At 71.9% G+C, this 14,857-nt stretch carries 15 protein-coding genes and 2 pseudogenes; 4 read left to right on the plus strand and 13 right to left on the minus strand.

The annotated features are described in order from the left end of the window. Nucleotides 1-25 precede the first annotated feature (25 nt). The 4 genes and pseudogenes from ACH4EB_RS04460 to ACH4EB_RS04475 form a co-directional block, all read right to left on the minus strand. On the minus strand, nucleotides 26-970 hold the full coding sequence (locus tag ACH4EB_RS04460) for a Gfo/Idh/MocA family protein (RefSeq protein WP_398345819.1): 945 nt from the start codon (nucleotides 968-970) through the stop codon (nucleotides 26-28). Between the two features lie 99 nt (nucleotides 971-1,069). Continuing rightward, nucleotides 1,070-1,474, minus strand: coding sequence for a VOC family protein (locus ACH4EB_RS04465; protein WP_398345820.1), 405 nt, complete (start codon nucleotides 1,472-1,474; stop codon nucleotides 1,070-1,072). A gap of 113 nt (nucleotides 1,475-1,587) precedes the next feature. Continuing rightward, a complete protein-coding gene (locus ACH4EB_RS04470; protein ID WP_398345821.1) occupies nucleotides 1,588-1,797 on the minus strand; it encodes a hypothetical protein in 210 nt (69 codons plus the stop codon). A 318-nt stretch (nucleotides 1,798-2,115) separates the two neighbouring features. Next, a pseudogene (locus tag ACH4EB_RS04475) lies at nucleotides 2,116-3,623 on the minus strand (MFS transporter). Between the two features lie 63 nt (nucleotides 3,624-3,686). Between ACH4EB_RS04475 and ACH4EB_RS04480 the strand changes: the two are divergent. Then, entirely contained in the window at nucleotides 3,687-4,646 is a 960-nt protein-coding gene (locus ACH4EB_RS04480) for a helix-turn-helix transcriptional regulator (RefSeq protein WP_398345822.1), read from the plus strand. Between the two features lie 149 nt (nucleotides 4,647-4,795). Here the strand turns inward: ACH4EB_RS04480 and ACH4EB_RS04485 are convergent. From ACH4EB_RS04485 to ACH4EB_RS04510, 6 genes and pseudogenes are all read right to left on the minus strand, one after another. Further along, a pseudogene (locus tag ACH4EB_RS04485) lies at nucleotides 4,796-5,038 on the minus strand (acyl-CoA desaturase); the annotation flags it as partial. 80 nt (nucleotides 5,039-5,118) lie between these two features. Further along, the gene (locus ACH4EB_RS04490; RefSeq protein ID WP_398345824.1) at nucleotides 5,119-5,577 is read right to left on the minus strand and encodes a DUF5994 family protein; all 459 of its coding nucleotides are present in this window, start codon (nucleotides 5,575-5,577) and stop codon (nucleotides 5,119-5,121) included. Further along, nucleotides 5,574-5,963, minus strand: coding sequence for a hypothetical protein (locus ACH4EB_RS04495; protein WP_398345825.1), 390 nt, complete (start codon nucleotides 5,961-5,963; stop codon nucleotides 5,574-5,576). The genes ACH4EB_RS04490 and ACH4EB_RS04495 overlap by 4 nt, the downstream gene beginning before the upstream one ends. Before the next feature lie 126 nt (nucleotides 5,964-6,089). After that, nucleotides 6,090-6,644, minus strand: a complete 555-nt coding sequence (locus ACH4EB_RS04500) for a DUF5994 family protein (protein WP_398345826.1) — start codon at nucleotides 6,642-6,644, stop codon at nucleotides 6,090-6,092. Nucleotides 6,645-6,946: 302 nt separating this feature from the next. Then, on the minus strand, nucleotides 6,947-8,026 hold the full coding sequence (locus ACH4EB_RS04505) for a fatty acid desaturase family protein (RefSeq protein ID WP_398345827.1): 1,080 nt from the start codon (nucleotides 8,024-8,026) through the stop codon (nucleotides 6,947-6,949). An 18-nt stretch (nucleotides 8,027-8,044) separates the two neighbouring features. Continuing rightward, on the minus strand, nucleotides 8,045-9,196 hold the full coding sequence (locus ACH4EB_RS04510; RefSeq protein WP_398345828.1) for a ferredoxin reductase: 1,152 nt from the start codon (nucleotides 9,194-9,196) through the stop codon (nucleotides 8,045-8,047). Between the two features lie 439 nt (nucleotides 9,197-9,635). On the opposite strand from ACH4EB_RS04510, the gene ACH4EB_RS04515 reads away from it, so the two are divergent. Beyond that, a complete protein-coding gene (locus ACH4EB_RS04515) occupies nucleotides 9,636-10,025 on the plus strand; it encodes a hypothetical protein (protein WP_398345829.1) in 390 nt (129 codons plus the stop codon). Nucleotides 10,026-10,279: 254 nt separating this feature from the next. Here the strand turns inward: ACH4EB_RS04515 and ACH4EB_RS04520 are convergent, their stop codons facing one another. Beyond that, nucleotides 10,280-11,809 (minus strand): helix-turn-helix domain-containing protein, encoded by a 1,530-nt coding sequence (locus tag ACH4EB_RS04520; protein WP_398345830.1) that lies wholly within the window; start codon nucleotides 11,807-11,809, stop codon nucleotides 10,280-10,282. Nucleotides 11,810-11,934: 125 nt separating this feature from the next. On the opposite strand from ACH4EB_RS04520, the gene ACH4EB_RS04525 reads away from it, so the two are divergent. After that, nucleotides 11,935-12,993 (plus strand): hypothetical protein, encoded by a 1,059-nt coding sequence (locus ACH4EB_RS04525; RefSeq protein WP_398345831.1) that lies wholly within the window; start codon nucleotides 11,935-11,937, stop codon nucleotides 12,991-12,993. A 1-nt stretch (nucleotide 12,994) separates the two neighbouring features. After that, entirely contained in the window at nucleotides 12,995-13,354 is a 360-nt protein-coding gene (locus ACH4EB_RS04530) for a GntR family transcriptional regulator (protein ID WP_398345832.1), read from the plus strand. A 145-nt stretch (nucleotides 13,355-13,499) separates the two neighbouring features. On the opposite strand, the gene ACH4EB_RS04535 is transcribed toward ACH4EB_RS04530, so the two are convergent. Continuing rightward, a complete protein-coding gene (locus ACH4EB_RS04535) occupies nucleotides 13,500-14,339 on the minus strand; it encodes an alpha/beta fold hydrolase (RefSeq protein WP_398345833.1) in 840 nt (279 codons plus the stop codon). Continuing rightward, on the minus strand, nucleotides 14,336-14,767 hold the full coding sequence (locus ACH4EB_RS04540) for a helix-turn-helix domain-containing protein (RefSeq protein WP_398345834.1): 432 nt from the start codon (nucleotides 14,765-14,767) through the stop codon (nucleotides 14,336-14,338). The genes ACH4EB_RS04535 and ACH4EB_RS04540 overlap by 4 nt, the downstream gene beginning before the upstream one ends. Nucleotides 14,768-14,857 lie beyond the last annotated feature (90 nt).

Genomic DNA, 14,857 nt, shown 5'->3' on the forward strand with positions numbered 1-14,857 from the left:
ATGGGGGGTGGACGCGGCGCGTGCGTCAGCGGTCCTTGTCGACCTGCTGGTCGATGCGCAGGGTCAGATGCAGCGCGTCCAGTGCGCCGGCCGGGGTGATGCGGTTGTCCGCCTCGCCGCGCAGTACTGCCAGGACGTGGTCGATCATCGCGGTGTACTGGTCGGCCGGGGGCAGTTCCACCTCATGGGCGCCGTCGCTGGTGCAGGCGGTCAGGGTGGTGGTGGGTTTGCCGTCGTAGCCCATGGTGAAGACCGATTCCAGGACGCCGTCGGTGAAGGCGGCGGTGTAGCCGCCGCGCCCGCCCCAGGGCATCGGCCGTAGGGACGAGACCGAGCTGCGGGCGATCGCCCCGTCGAAGGCCATGATCGCTTCGACCGCGCCGGCGTCCACGTCCCGTTCGACCGCGGTGACGTGGACCTGGTGGGGTATGCCGAGGGTGCGGGTGATCAGGTCGAGGTCGCTGTGCATGGCCTCCATCGGCAGAACCCGCGCTCCCAGGCAGGCGCCGGGCCACAGCGGCGCCATCGCCGACCAGCAGGTCAGTTCCCGCAGTCGGCCGTAGGTGCCTTCGCGTACGGCGTCGGTCAGGACCTGGTTGGCGGGGATGAACCGCTCGAACATGTCCACGAACACGTGGCGGTCGCTCGCCTCGGCGGCGGCCACGAGCCTGCGGCCCTCCTCCAGAGTGGCGGCCATGGGCAGTTCGGTCAGAACGTGCTTGCCCGCCTTGAGGGCGCGGAGCGCCATCGGGGTGTGCAGCGCGATGGGCAGGCAGATGTCCACGAGGTCGAACGAGCTGTCTTCGAACGCGGCGTCCGTGTCGGTGGAGGCGGCGAAGCCGAACTGGTCGGCCACCTTGGCGGTCTTGGCCGCGTCGCGGCCGAACATCACCACGTCCACGTCGCCGCGGGCCGCGTAGACCGCGGCGTGTGCCTGGCCGAAGTTGGTCCCGAGCAGTGCGATCTTCATGGGGATTCCTTCCGAGGGAGAGCAGGGCCGTGTGGCGGTGCGGCCACGGCCGCGACCGGGTGCCGCGGCCGTGGGCTGGGAGAAGGTGTCCTGGTGCGGTCAGGAGGGCTGGGCCTGGCTGATGCACAGGGGCTGGCCGGAGGGGTCCAGCAGGACCGTCCAGTGGTCGCCGCCGGGCTGGAAGCCGGGCTTGCTCGCCCCGAGTTCCAGCAGCCGCTTCTCTGCGGCGGCCACGTCGGGGAACGCCAGGTCCATGTGGAAGGGCAGGTCCTGTTGAGGCCAGGCGGGTGCGGTGAAGGAGCTGGAGGTCCAGAAGACGTACATCGTGCTGCCGACGGTGACGGGGAAGGCGACCTCGTTGCCGTGCTCGTCGGGGTAGGGCTGCCCGACCTCGCTGCCCAGTGCGGCGGCGTAGAACGCGGCGAGCCGGCGCCCGTCGTCGGCCCAGATCGCGTACGAGGTCACCGAGCCGTTGAGGGCGTCGGCGGGGTGGGTGGTGCTCATGGTGGTTGGTTCCTTACCTCGGTGGTGCGGTAGCTCGGGCGCGGGGCGCAGCCCTGTGGGCGGTGCCCTGGAGCCCGGCGGGGCGGCGTCCGAGCGCCGCCCCGCCACGCGGTTCATGAACCTGTGGGCATGGAGAACAGGCCGAAGCGGTTGCCGCGCGGGGCCAGGAGGCGGGAGAGGACCAGCCCGTCGGGGGTGGCCTCGGGCCCGTACTCGACCCGGGCGCCCGCCTCCTGTGCGGCGGTGTCGGCAGCGGTGGCGTCGGAGGAGATGAAGGACGGCATGGCGTAGTCGGCGCCGTCCGGGCGTCCCCGTGTTCCCACAGTCCGCCGGAGGGCCACTGGGCGCCGGTGAAGACGGTGAAGTACGGCGTGTCGCCGGCCGTCTCGTCCCCCACGAACCGCCGGCCGAACGCCGCGGCGTAGAGGTCCGTCGTGGCCTGCGCGTCGGTGGTGCCGATCTCGAACCAGACCCCCTGGCCGGGAGACATGAAACCCATGATGTGCATGCCTTTCGTGGGTGTTGTACGGGGGCACGGGGCGGGAGCGGGGAGGGGCCGGCTGTGGTGTCGAGCCTGGCCCGCTCCGGTGCGGGTGGCCCGTGGTACGGACCGTTGGAGTGAGACCGCGGTGGGTGGGGTGTCAGCCGACCGGGACCGGCTCGGCCTCCCGCTCCTGTTGTGTTCCGTCGGTCTCGGGCTGCCTGGTGCCGGCCGTGCGGGGCAGGGCGAACAGGACGGCGAACGCGGCGGTGAAGGCGGCGGCGACGTACCACAGGGAGCCGGTGAAGGCGTGCGGCATCTGCTGCGTCCGGGCGGCGGGGCCGCCGGAGCCGAGCCGGTCGAAGAAGACGACCGAGGACAGGGCCACGCCGATGGCCTGGCCGAGCTGCGTGGTGGTGTTGGTCAGTCCGGAGGCGGAGCCGGCGTGCTCTGGGGGACCTCGGAGAGGATCACGTCGGTCAACGGAGCGATGATCATCCCCATGCCCAGGCCCATCGGGAGCAGCGGCAGCATCGTCTGCCACACGGTGATGCCGGTGCCGTAGTGACCGGCCAGGCAGACGAACAGCACCATGCCCGCGGCGGCCAGCAGCCCGCCGGCCTGTAGCACCCGCCGTCCGAAGCGCGGCACCAGCACCTGCATGGACAGCCCGGCGCCGGCCATCATGGCCGCCGACAGCGGCATCCCCGACAGCCCCGCCTTCAGCGGCGAGAAGCCCAGCCCCAGTTGCAGGTAGAGCGTCCAGGCCAGGAAGAACACCCCCGAGGCCAGGCCGAACAGCAACTGCACGCCCTGCCCGCCGGCAAAGCTGGGCCGGGAGAACAGCGACAGCACCACCAGAGGTGATCCGCCCCGCCGCGCCAGGCGCCGTTCCCAGGCCACGAACGCGCCCAGCACCGGCACGGAGGCGGCCATCGACCCGTACGTCCAGGCAGGCCAGCCCAGCTCACGGCCCTGGGTCAGCGGCAGAACCAGCGCCAGCAGGCCCGCCGAGGCCAGCACCACACCCGCCAGGTCCAGGCGGGCGGCCCGCTCGGCCTTCGACTCGCCGATCAGCAGCGCCCCGGCGACCAGCCCGGCGATGCCCAGCGGCAGGTTGACCAGAAAGATCGGACGCCAGCCGAGGCCGAACAGGTCCCCCTCGACCAGCAGAGCGCCGACCAGGGGCCCGGCGAGGGTCCCCAGGGCCATGACCGAGCCGTAGATCCCGAAGACCTTGCCGCGCTCCCGCTCGGGGAAGGTGACATGGATGATCGACAGCACCTGCGGCACCATCAGCGCCGCCATGGCGCCCTGCGCGATGCGTCCGGCCAGCAGGATCTCCGGACTCCCGGCGACCCCGCACACCAGTGACGTGAGCGTGAAGCCGACCACGCCGAGCAGGAAGATCCTCCTGCGGCCGAACAGGTCACCCAGCCGGCCACCGGTGATCAGCCCCAGCGCGAACGCCAGCGCGTATCCGCCGGTGATCCACTGCATCTGCGCCGTCGACGCCCCGGTCCCGGCCTGGATGCCGGGCAAGGCGATGTGGACCACGGTCACATCGACCGCGTCCATGAAGGAGGCGACCAGCACCACGACCAGCGCCGCCCACCTGCGCGGATCGACCGCGTTCGAGGGAGTTCGGAGGTGTTTGTTCTCGGACATGCCCCTCACGCTAGGAGGCTTTTAGGACACCTCACGTCCGTAAAGGGCGCCATTATGGAAAACATGACGAGCGACCTACCCGCACGGATGCTCCGCCTGCTGTCCTTGCTGCAGACCCGCCGCGAATGGTCCGGCACCGCACTCGCCGAACGTCTCGGCGTCACCGGCCGGACCATCCGCCGCGACATCGACCGCCTGCGCGAACTCGGCTATCCCGTAGCAGGCACCACCGGCCACGCCGGCGGCTACCGCCTGGCCTCCGGCACCGCCATGCCACCCCTCCTACTCGACGACGACGAAGCCACCGCCACCGCCGTCGCCCTGCGCACCGCCGCCGGCCACCTCACCGGCATGGAGGAAACCACCTTGCGGGCCCTGGCCAAACTCGAACAGGTCCTGCCGCACCGCCTGCGCGCCCAGGTCGCCGCCCTGCAGCAGACCACCGCCACCATCGACTGGGCACCGAGCGGCCCGCGCACCGCCCCCGCGGCCCTGGCCTTGCTGGCCATCGCCTGCCGCGACCACGAGACCGTCACCTTCGACTACACCCCCCGCGGCGGCGCCCAGGCCCCCCGTCGCGTCGAACCCCACCACCTCGTCGCCTCCGGCGGCCTGTGGTACCTCCTCGCCCACGACACCGGCAAGAACGACTGGCGCATCTACCGCCTCGACCGCATCACCGACCCGACCCCCACCCGCCACCACTTCACCCCCCGCCCCGTCCCTGACGACGACCCCGCCGCCTACGTCGCCGGCAAAATCGCCACCGCCCCCGCCTGCTACCGCGCCATCGCCACCGTCCACGCCCCCGCCGAAACCCTCCGCCGCCGCACCTGGGCCCTGGCCGACCGCATCCAGCCCCTCGACGAGAACACCTGCACCGTCGACTGCTCCAGCAACCACCTGACCGGCATCCCCCAGACCCTCGCCGCCCTCGACACCGACTACACCCTCGACGCCGACCCGGACGTCCTCGACCACCTGCGCACCGTGGCCCACCGCGCCCTGCAGGCCACCACTTGACTCCGAAAGCAACAGCCTTCACCAACCTTGAGGAGCCGAAATCGGTTGGAGGGTGGGGGGCTTCAGGCAGGCGGGATACTTCAGGCGGGTCGACTTGCCCAGGCATGGGTGCTTTTCCGCAGCATCGTGGTGCGGGGCAACTCCGTGTCTCATGTGACCGGCCGCGGTCTGGGAAGCGACGGTCGGTGGCGGCAGTGGTCGAGGCGGGCGGGGGCGGGCCGGCGGACGTCGGTGGCCCAGCCGAGGCGTTCGAAGAGGCGGATGGCGGCGGCGGTCGGATCGAGCTGGCCGCGGTCGACGCCGTGGCGGGCGCAGGTGGGGTCGGTGTGGTGGAGGGGGTGCCAGCTCTCGCCGAAGGAGAGCAGGGCCGGCGGCCACAGGTTGGTGGCGCGGCCGGGGCCCTGGGCCTGCGGGGAGGGAAGGCGCCGGAACGGCGGGAGGCGGCGCGCCGCGCGCCGCCGCGAGGCGGGCGTCAGGTGGGGAGACGGTGCGGGCCGTAGCCCGCCGGGCCGGCCGGTGCTCCGGTGCCGCCGTCCGCGCGGGAGGCGGCGGACATGATGTGCTCGGCCTGGTCCGGTGGGGTGTCGGGCGCTATGACGCGCAGGTCGCACCGGCCGGTGCCCAGGGCGAGCAGACACACGCTCCGGTGGTGCCCCATCCCGACGGACCGGCTGATGTGGATGACTCGACGGCCGAGTACCAGGCGGTTGGGACCGGTGTGCCACATGGCGTTGTCGACGGTGACCCGGGTGATGCGGCCCCAGCGGGGTGCCAGCGTGTCGAGCAGGGGCGGGAGTTCGTCGGCGAGATGGCGGGTGCGCGGCCACCATGCTCCGTCGATCCGGTGCAGGCCGGTGCCCTGCGGGAGCAGGGCGAGACGGGTGGGGAGGACTGGGCGCGCGGTGGCCGCGGGTGCGCTGGTGATGGTCATTGCGTCAGCCTGTCTGCGGACGGTTCGTGCGGGGTGGGCGTGGGCCGCCGTGGGACGGTGACCGCGCATTCGTCGTGGTGGGGCCGGCCGGCGACCGGCCACGGCCGGGGGGCTTCCGCGGCGTCGGGGGCGCGGGTGGTGTCGACCGTCAGGTGGAGCCTGGTGCCGCCGTCGGGCGCGTCGGGGTAACTGCGCTGCTCGGCGCCGGCGTAGCGGTCGCGCAGCGTCTGAGCGACCAGCCGGGCCGCTTCGGGGGACGCCGCCTCGATACGGACATCGGCGTAACCGGGTGCCACCAGGGGCCCCTGGGGGGCCTCGGTGGTCTCGGCGGGTTGCGGACGGGGAGTGGTGCGCTCGGGGAGGTCGGTCAGCGGGCGGTGTGTCATGCCATCTCCTTCAGGGCCGCACGGAGGCGGCGTCGGGAGCGCGGTGGTCCTGGCCGGTGCCGGGCAGCGGACTGCTCAGGCGCCGCAGCCACCAAGGTGATCCGCCGTACGTGCGGCAGGCCGGGCCTACCTGGCCGGGGCCGGGGCCGTGCGGACGGCTCCGCCCTCGCTCTCCCACTCGGCTGCGCCGGGCGGCACGTTCCGGGTACCCGCCGTCCGTCGGTTACACGCAACGGCCAGCGGACCGACGGTCTCGAAGAGACCGCTTGCCGTACGGGTGTTGTGCGGATCGGCGGCGGCGCGCATGAGGGCCGCGGCACGGTCCGGGGCGGTTTCGGGCGGCACGATCAGCAGATCCCAGCGCCCCACGGTGTACGAGGCGAGAAACAGCTCGTGCGGGTCTTGTTCGGCACCGAACGCGCCCACCCGCACCACGTGGCCGTCGACGGGCACCTTGCGCGGGATCACCGGCCAGTGGGACGGGTTCACCGTGACGTGGGTGATGCGTCCCCACAAGTGGTCCAAGGCGGCGGTGAGGCAAGGCAGTTCGCGCGCCAGATCGCGGGAGCAGGGCCACCAGGCGCCGTCCAGCGGGCCACTACGGCGATCCGTCGGTGTCAGACGCAGCCTGGCTGTCCGGGGGCTGGTGGAGGAGGTCGTCGGTTCGTCGAGCACGGTCATGGCTCGGTCCCACCTGAGAGGCACCACGACGGGCGACGTCGTCTGCCTGGGGGTCGTCGTTCTCCGAGAACGACTCCAGCTCTGAGCCAGTGTGCGAAATGCTCTCGGTGACACCAAGTCTACCGCGTCCGGCGAGCGATCGGTCTGGGCGGAGGGCGCCGTCCTGCTCACATCGGGACTGCTTGGCCGATGCCCTTGGACGGAGCGCGCGGCGCGCCGACCGGATGTCCCGCCGGGTCAGGGGATGACCTTGCCGTCGACCCGCCCACCGAGGCGGGCGGGTGGCTCGGCGGAGCCGTCGGCTACGGGTCGTGTCGCTTGCTTGCGCCGGGGAGCGCGTGGCGCAGGATACGGCCCCAGGTGGAGGCGTACTGCCGGCGCAGCGGGCCGGTGACGTACGGGATGCCGTAGGTCTCGCAGGTCTCGCGCACCCGGTGGGCGATCCCGGCGTAACGGTTGCTGGGCAGATCGGGGAAGAGGTGGTGTTCGATCTGGTGGCTGAGGTTGCCGCTGAGGAGGTGGAAGAGGGAACTGCCCTGGAGGTTCGCCGAGCCCTGGATCTGCCGGAGATACCACTCGCCCCGGCTCTCGCCGTCGATCTCCTCCTCGGTGAAGGTCCGCACCTCGCCAGGGAAGTGCCCGCAGAAGATGACGGTGTGCGCCCAGACGTTGCGCAGGGTGTTGGCGGTGAGGTTGCCGAGCAGGCAGGGCACCGCGGACGGGCCCGCGAGCAGGGGGAACAGCACGTAGTCCTTGGCGAACTGGCGCAGGGCCTTGCGGGCCAGCCCCGCGGTGTCGCTGAGGAGGCGTCGGGAACTCTTGCGACCGGCGAGGGCGGCGTCCGCCTCCAGGTCGTACAGCGCGATGCCCCACTCGAAGACGGGCGCGAGGAGAGCGGCGTAGAGCGGCTGCAGGAGGTGGGCCGGGCGCCAGCGCTGGTCGACGCTCATGCGCAGGATCGTGTAACCGAGGTCGCGGTCGCGTCCGGCCACATTGGTGTAGGTGTGGTGCAGGTGGTTGTGGGTGTGCTTCCAGGCATCGGCGGGGGAGGGGAAGTCCCACTCCCAGGTCGTGGAGTGGACGGCCGGGTCGCCCATCCAGTCCCACTGCCCGTGCAGGATGTTGTGACCCAGCTCCATGTTCTCCAGGATCTTGGCGGTGGTCAGCATCCCGGTGCCCGCCAGCCAGGCGGGCGGCAGCAGGGAGACGGCGAGGGCGACCCGGCCTCCTGCCTCCAGTCCGCGCTGCACGGCGATGACGGTGTGGACGTAGCGGGCGTCGGCGGCGCCGCGTTCGGCGACGACATCGGCGCGGATCCGGTCGAGCTCCGCTCCGAATTCCTCGATCCGCTCGGGAGTCAGGCGGGGGGCGGTGGTCGCCACGGAGGCTCCTTCACATGCCTAGATGTCGAGGGTGAGTGGGCTTGCCGCGGTGTTCACACAGCTTTGGATCGGCTTCCCCGGCTCGCCGTGCACCTCGCCGGTCCGCAGATCGCGTACCCGGCCATCGAGGAGCGGCACGAGGCAGCCGAAGCAGATGCCGCGGCGGCAGCCGTACGGCATGGGCACTCCTGCCTGCTCCCCGGTCACCAGCAGCGGGACGGCCGACGCGGACTCCGCCGCGATGCCGCTCCTGGCGAAGCGGACCCGGCTGCCTGGGGCGTCGGGGTGCGGCGGGCGGGACGGGGTGAGGTGGAAGCGCTCGGTGTGCAGCCGTTCGGTGAGGCCGGCTGCCGCCCAGTGCTTTTCGAGCGCGGCCAGCAGGCCGGGCGGACCGCAGGCCCAGGTCTCACGGGCGCGCCAGTCCGGGCAGAGCTCGGTGATGTCGGTGGGGGACAGCCGTTGTGTTGACGGGGCCTCTTCCGCTGGACCGGCGGGGCAAGGGCGAGGCCGGGTGTGCCGTTCGTGGAGGCGGAACCACGGCAACCGCACTGCCATCTCCCGCAGTTCGGCGCGGAACAGGAACTCCTGCGGTGTGGGAGCGCTGTGCAGGAGGACGACGTCCGGGCGGCCGGACTGCCGGGGGTGGCGCTTCAACAGCGTACGCAGCATCCCCATCACCGGCGTGATGCCACTGCCCGCCGACACCATCAGCATCCGACGTGGCGGCGGATCGGTGAGTACGAAATCACCCTGGGCAGGGCCGAGCCGTAGCACGGTGCCGGGCCGGGTGCGGTGGACCAGACGCGGCGAGACCCGGCCTTCCCGGTCCGCCTTGACCGTGATGGTCAGCGCCGCACCGGGCCCGCCGGGCGGGGAGGTCAGCGAGTAGGTGCGCCAGTGCCGCACGCCGTCCAGTGCGACACCGACGGGCAGATACTGCCCGGCCCGGTGCCCTGCCCACCCGCGCCCCGGCCTGATCACCAGGGTGGCGGCGCTGGGGCCTTCCGGCCGCACGGCGATGATCCGGCCCGCCGGGTGGCGCGCCGACAGCAAGGGATCGATCAGGCCGAGGTAGTCGTCCGGCGCCAGCGGGGTGGTCAGCCAGGCCGCGGTCGACAGGAACCAGTCGGTGAGCCGGCCGGCGAGCGGGGGAGGCGTGGAGGGAGGCATCGACGGGTTCCTCCTCTTGTCCCGTATGCGACTACTTGTCACGTATGCGGCCGCGCGGGCAGTCAGAGCGCCGCGCACACCTGCGTGCTGCACTCGGCGTGGCCGACCGCGGGGTCGGCCACCGCCCAGAGAAGCACAGGCGCCCGTCCGTGAGGCAGCCGCGAGGGGCCAATCCCGCCAGTCGGCCCGCCTCCGCCTCCTGCCTCGGACCGCGGTGAACGCGCGCTGTGTAGGGAGTGCCTGCCGCGACCTGCGCGTTCAATACAGGTGTCTGACGCCGCAGATGGCGAGATGCTCGTGGGGAGCGCATCGGAATCTCACGACCATCCGGAAGGTGAGAGGGCGATTGTCCAGGCCCATCCGCCTTGGCGGCCTCATTGACGCCTGGGTAACCTGGCCGGTGATCAGCACTGTGACCTGCAGGAAGAGAACTTTCCCCATGCGCAACCACACTCGGGTCGGCGTCGTACTCGCCACCTCCCTCCTCGCTGCCGCGGGCCTGGCGGCTCCGGCGTCGGCCGCTCCCCGCAACGCGGGCCCCTCCTGCACCCAGCTCTCCAACGGCACGCTCTGCGTGGGCATCATCGACGGCGGCCACACCGTCAACCTCGTGTACGGGAAGACCGGTGGCTCCCCGGTGACCGTGAAGTTCGGTTACCGCAAGGGCCACACGAAGCACATCAGCAACGCGTACACGGTCAAGAAGGGCGACACGAAGACGTACAAGTTCAAGAAGCAGAACCTGGGCTGCAGCACCATCTACGGTCTCCTGTCAGTCGCGGGCCAGGGCAACTTCGAGACGCCGGGTCTGCACAACACCGGCTGCTGACCACCCCCGCCGCCCAGCGCCCACGGCGCCGGGCGGCGCGCATCGACCGCCCTGGGCGACCGGTGCACCGCCCACTCCCTGCCCGACCGCCCTTTGCGCGGCACCACCTGCGGCGGTGCGAACGGAGCTGCGCTTCGCGACCGGGAACAGGCCCGGTCCGGGCCCAAGGCCCCAGCGATGCCTCAGAGGTGCCGCCGCGCCCCCTCCAGGCCCACATTCGGGCAGGTCGGGAAGGGCGCAGCGGCATCCGCTTCTCAGATGTCCCGGAAAATCTCGATCTGGGCCCCGATGGAATTCAGCCGCTCCGCCAGGTCCTCGTACCCGCGGTTGATCACGTAGACGTTGCGCAGGACGGAGGTGCCCTCGGCCGCCATCATGGCCAGCAGGATGACGACCGCGGGGCGCAGGGCCGGTGGGCACATCATTTCTGCCGCGCGCCAGCGGGTCGGGCCGTCGATCAGTACGCGGTGCGGGTCCAGCAGTTTGACCTGGGCGCCGAGGCGGTTGAGGTCGGTGAGGTAGATGGCGCGGTTGTCGTAGACCCAGTCGTGAATGAGGGTCTGGCCCTGGGCGCTGGCCGCGATGGCCGCGAAGAACGGGACGTTGTCGATGTTCAGGCCCGGGAACGGCATGGGGTGGATCTTGTCCAGGGGGGCCTGGAGCTTGGAGGGGCGGACCGTCAGGTCGATGAGGCGGGTGCGGCCGTTGTCGGCGGCGTACTCCGCGCTGCGCTCGTGGTTGAGGCCCATCTCCTCCAGGACGGCGAGTTCGATCTCCAGGAACTCGACCGGGACGCGGCGGATGGTCAGTTCGGACTCGGTGACGACGGCGGCCGCCAGCAGGCTCATCGCCTCGACCGGGTCCTCGGAGGGCGCGTAGTCCACATCGCGGTCGATGTGCGCGACGCCGTGCACGGTCAGCGTGGTGGTGCCGACGCCCTCGACCCGTACGCCCAACTCCTCCAGGAAGAAGCAGAGGTCCTGGACCATGTAGTTGGAGGAGGCGTTGCGGATGACCGTGACGCCGTCGTGCCGCGCGGCGGCGAGCAGGGCGTTCTCCGTGACGGTGTCCCCGCGCTCGGTCAGCACGATCGCGCGCTTGGGGGAGATGGAGCGGTCCACGTCGGCGTGGTACGTGCCCTCCGTCGCGGTGATCTCCAGGCCGAAGTGGCGCAGCGCCGTCATGTGCGGCGTGATCGTCCGGGTGCCGAGGTCGCAGCCGCCCGCGTACGGGATCTTGAAGTGGTCCATGCGGTGCAGCAGCGGACCGAGGAACATGATGACGCTGCGGGTGCGGCGTGCCGCCTCCGTGTCCATGGCGTCCAGGTCGAGTTCGGCCGGCGGCACGATCTCCAGGTCGTTGCCGTCGTTGATCCAGCGGGTGCGGACGCCGACGCTGCCCAGCACCTCCAGGATCCGGTAGACCTCCTCGATACGGGCCACCCGGCGCAGCGTGGTGCGGCCCGCGTTGAGGAGCGTGGCGCACAGCAGCGCCACGCACGCGTTCTTGCTCGTCTTCACGTCGATGCTTCCGGACAGCCGCCGGCCACCGACGACGCGCAGGTGCATGGGTCCCGCATACCCGAGTGAGACGATTTCACTGTCCAGCGCCTCGCCGATCCTCGCGATCATCTCAAGGCTGATGTTCTGGTTGCCGCGTTCGATGCGGTTGACCGCGCTCTGGCTCGTACCGAGCGCCTCCGCGAGCTGCGTCTGGGTCCAGCCCCGGTGCTGCCGCGCGTCGCGGATGAGCCTGCCGATGCGTACGAGGTAGTCGTCTGCCATGAGCAAGACGGTATCTCAGATATGAGATCTGCGTGTAATTGGGCGACTGGTGGGGGTGGTGTTCGGCCGCCCTATGGGTGACGAGCTTGTTCTACTACAATGCGAACAAAGAAAGGGAGCTGCCAGTGAATACCGCGCAAGTCGAGCCCGCCTTCGGACCGCCCGCGACCCGTCGCCCCTGGCGGGCGCTGATCGCCGTACTGCCGTTCCTCCTCGCCATCGCGACCGTCATCGCCCTCTACTCGGCGCTGCGCGACCGCATACCCGATCCGCTGGCCGTGCACTTCACCGCCGGCGGCACCAGCGACGACTTCGCCGACGCCGTCGACTTCCTCGTCCTGTGGGCGGCCATGCCCCTCGTCTTCGGTGCCGTCATCGGCGTACTGGTGCTGCGCAACGAGGCGGCGGGGGTGCTGCGCTGGGCGATCGGCGTCGGCTACGGGATGGCGGGCCTGTTCGGCTGTCTGGGGGTATCGATCCTGCTGGTGAACGCGGACGCCGGCGACGCGTCGGCGGTCCGGCTCCCGCTGGGGCACCTGGGCCTGGCTCTGGGCGTGGCGGTGGTGAGCGGGGCGGTGGGCTGGCTGTGCGCCGGACGCGACCGAATACGGGCGGACCAGGTGGCCGGGCCGTCACGGGTGACACCGCCCCTGGCCCTCGCGGCCGGCGAGACCGCGGGCTGGTCGCGGACCGTCGGCTCGCCCGTCCTGGTCGTCCTCGGCCCCGGCTTCCTGGCCGTCGGCGTGCTCTTCGGCCTCATGTCGAACTGGGCCGGCGCGGCGGGTTTCACCATCGCGTGTCTGACCTGCCTCGCGTTCGCGGGTGTACGGGTCACCGCCGACCACCGCGGCCTGACCGTCGCCTCGCCCCTGGTGCCGCGCCCCCGGCTGCGCATCCCGCTCGACCGGATGGCCGAAGCGGGGGTCCAGCAGGTCAGCCCGCTGGCCGACTTCGGTGGCTGGGGCTACCGGATCCGGTCCGGACGCAGCGGTATCGTGCTGCGCGCCGGTGAGGCGCTCGCCCTGCGGCTCACGAACGGCCGCGTGTTCGTGGTGACCGTCGACGACGCGGCCACCGCCGCCGCACTCCTGAACGCACTCGCCGCGCGGGCGCGCGCGGCCGCTCCCACCGCTGGGGCCGACCCCCGTTCCGGCGCCGGCTCCGACTCCGGCCAGGGGGCCTGACGTGCTCTTCCGCATCGACCACGCCTCCCCGGTCCCGCTCGGCGACCAGATCGCCGCCGCGGTCCGGGGCGCGCTCGCCGACGGTTCCGTACGGTCCGGCGAACGCCTGCCCGCGGCCCGGGCGCTCGCCGAGTCCCTGGGTGTCAACGTCCATACGGTGCTGCGCGGTTACCAGCGCCTGAAGGGCGAGGGCCTGATCGAACTCCGCCGCGGCCGCGGCGCCGTGGTGACCGGCGACGCCTCCCCGGGCCGCGTGCGCCTCACCGAACACGTGGGCCGGCTGGTGGCCGAGGCCCGCGCCCAAGGCCTCACGGACGACGAGGTCGTGGCCTTGGTGTGGGCGGGCTTGTCGGCGGGGTGAGGGGGGCGCCGGGGAAGCGCCGGTTCGGAGGGCTTCGACGCGGGGCCCGGCCCCGGGGCGGACGCGAACCCGGGCCTGAGTTCGGGTCCCGGCCCCTGGGGCCGCGTCCGCCCCGGCGCCGGGGCCCGGCCTCCATCCCCGTCGCTCACCCCCGCAAGAACCCGAGAACCTCATCCGTCTGACCGAAGATCGCGTGACCGACGCCGGGCAGCAGCCGCACGGTAGCGTCCGGGACGTGCTTGCGTACCCGCCGGGCGGTGTCCGACGAGTCGAATAGGGCGTCGTCGGTGCCGGCGATCACCAGCAGGGGGGTGTCCAGGCCGCGCAGCGCGTCGTCCGAGAAGACCGGCAGCCGTTCCGTGCGCGGTATGAAGTGCCGGAAGGTCAGCGCCACCTGCTCCAGGACGGGCTCCGCCTGCGCCGGCGTCAGACCGGTGGCGCTCCGCACCGAACGGCGCATGCCCCAGCGTCCGAGCGGACGCAGGAGCAGGGACTTGAACAGCAGACCCACCCGTTGTCTCCCCAGGCCGCCGGGGCACAGCAGGGCCAGGCGGGTCACCCGGCCGGGGCGGCGGGTGGCGTGGTCCAGGGCCAGCCAGCCGCCGAGGGAGGAGGCGACGACGGAGGTGGTCGTGAGCTTCAGGCCGTCCAGTACGTCGTCGAGCCACTGTGCGTACGCGTCGGAGGCCAGGGGAGGGCGGGACGGCGCGCTCAGGCCCGGTTCGCCGATGACGTCGACGGTGTACGTGCGCAAGTGCCGCGACCAGGCGGCGATGTCGCCCTGCCACATGGTCGCGTTCGTGCCCGAGCCGTGCAGCAGGACCACGGGCGGAGCGTCCGGCGGCCCGGAGGCGAGGACGAAGGTCTCGCCTTCGCGGGTCGGTATCCGGAGATGTTCGGCGGGGACGGGCCAGTGGTCCAGCGCCTCCTGGTAGCGCCGCTGCAGCTCCTGCTCGCCGGCCGCGGACCGGTAGATCGTGCTCACGAGGAGAGCACCCCTTCCATGTAGTCGAACAGCCGGGCCGTGTCGGCCAGGCCGCCGATGATGATGACCTTCATCCGGGCCCGCTCCGGGTCGTACGCCGTCTCGACCCGCAGGGGCTGGTCACCGTGGCCGCGGGTGGCGGCCGCGCCGGTCAGGAGGGTGGCCAGCCGGCCGGCGGTCCGGGCGTCGACCGCGTCGATCCCGACGACGCTCGACACCTCGGTGTGCCGCCGCCCTCCGGCCGGGTCCCCCGGGGCGGCGGGGACCGGGCGGCCGGTGAAGGCTTCCAGGTCCTCGTGGGCGATCCGGTACTGCTTGCCGATGCGGACAGCGGCGAGCCGGCCGTCGCGCACGTAGTTGCGGACGGTGCGTACGTGCAGGCCCAGACGCTCGGCGACTTGTTCCACGGAGTAGAGACGATCGTTCACGAACGCACCCTAAACTTCCCTGTGAGGGGGTGCAATGGGGAAGTTTGCGGAAACGGCTGCCGTGCGGCCCGGCGGTCACGCCTCGATCGT

Source organism: Streptomyces sp. NPDC018045 (genome assembly GCF_044327445.1).
In the GTDB taxonomy this organism is placed as follows: Bacteria; Actinomycetota; Actinomycetes; order Streptomycetales; family Streptomycetaceae; genus Streptomyces.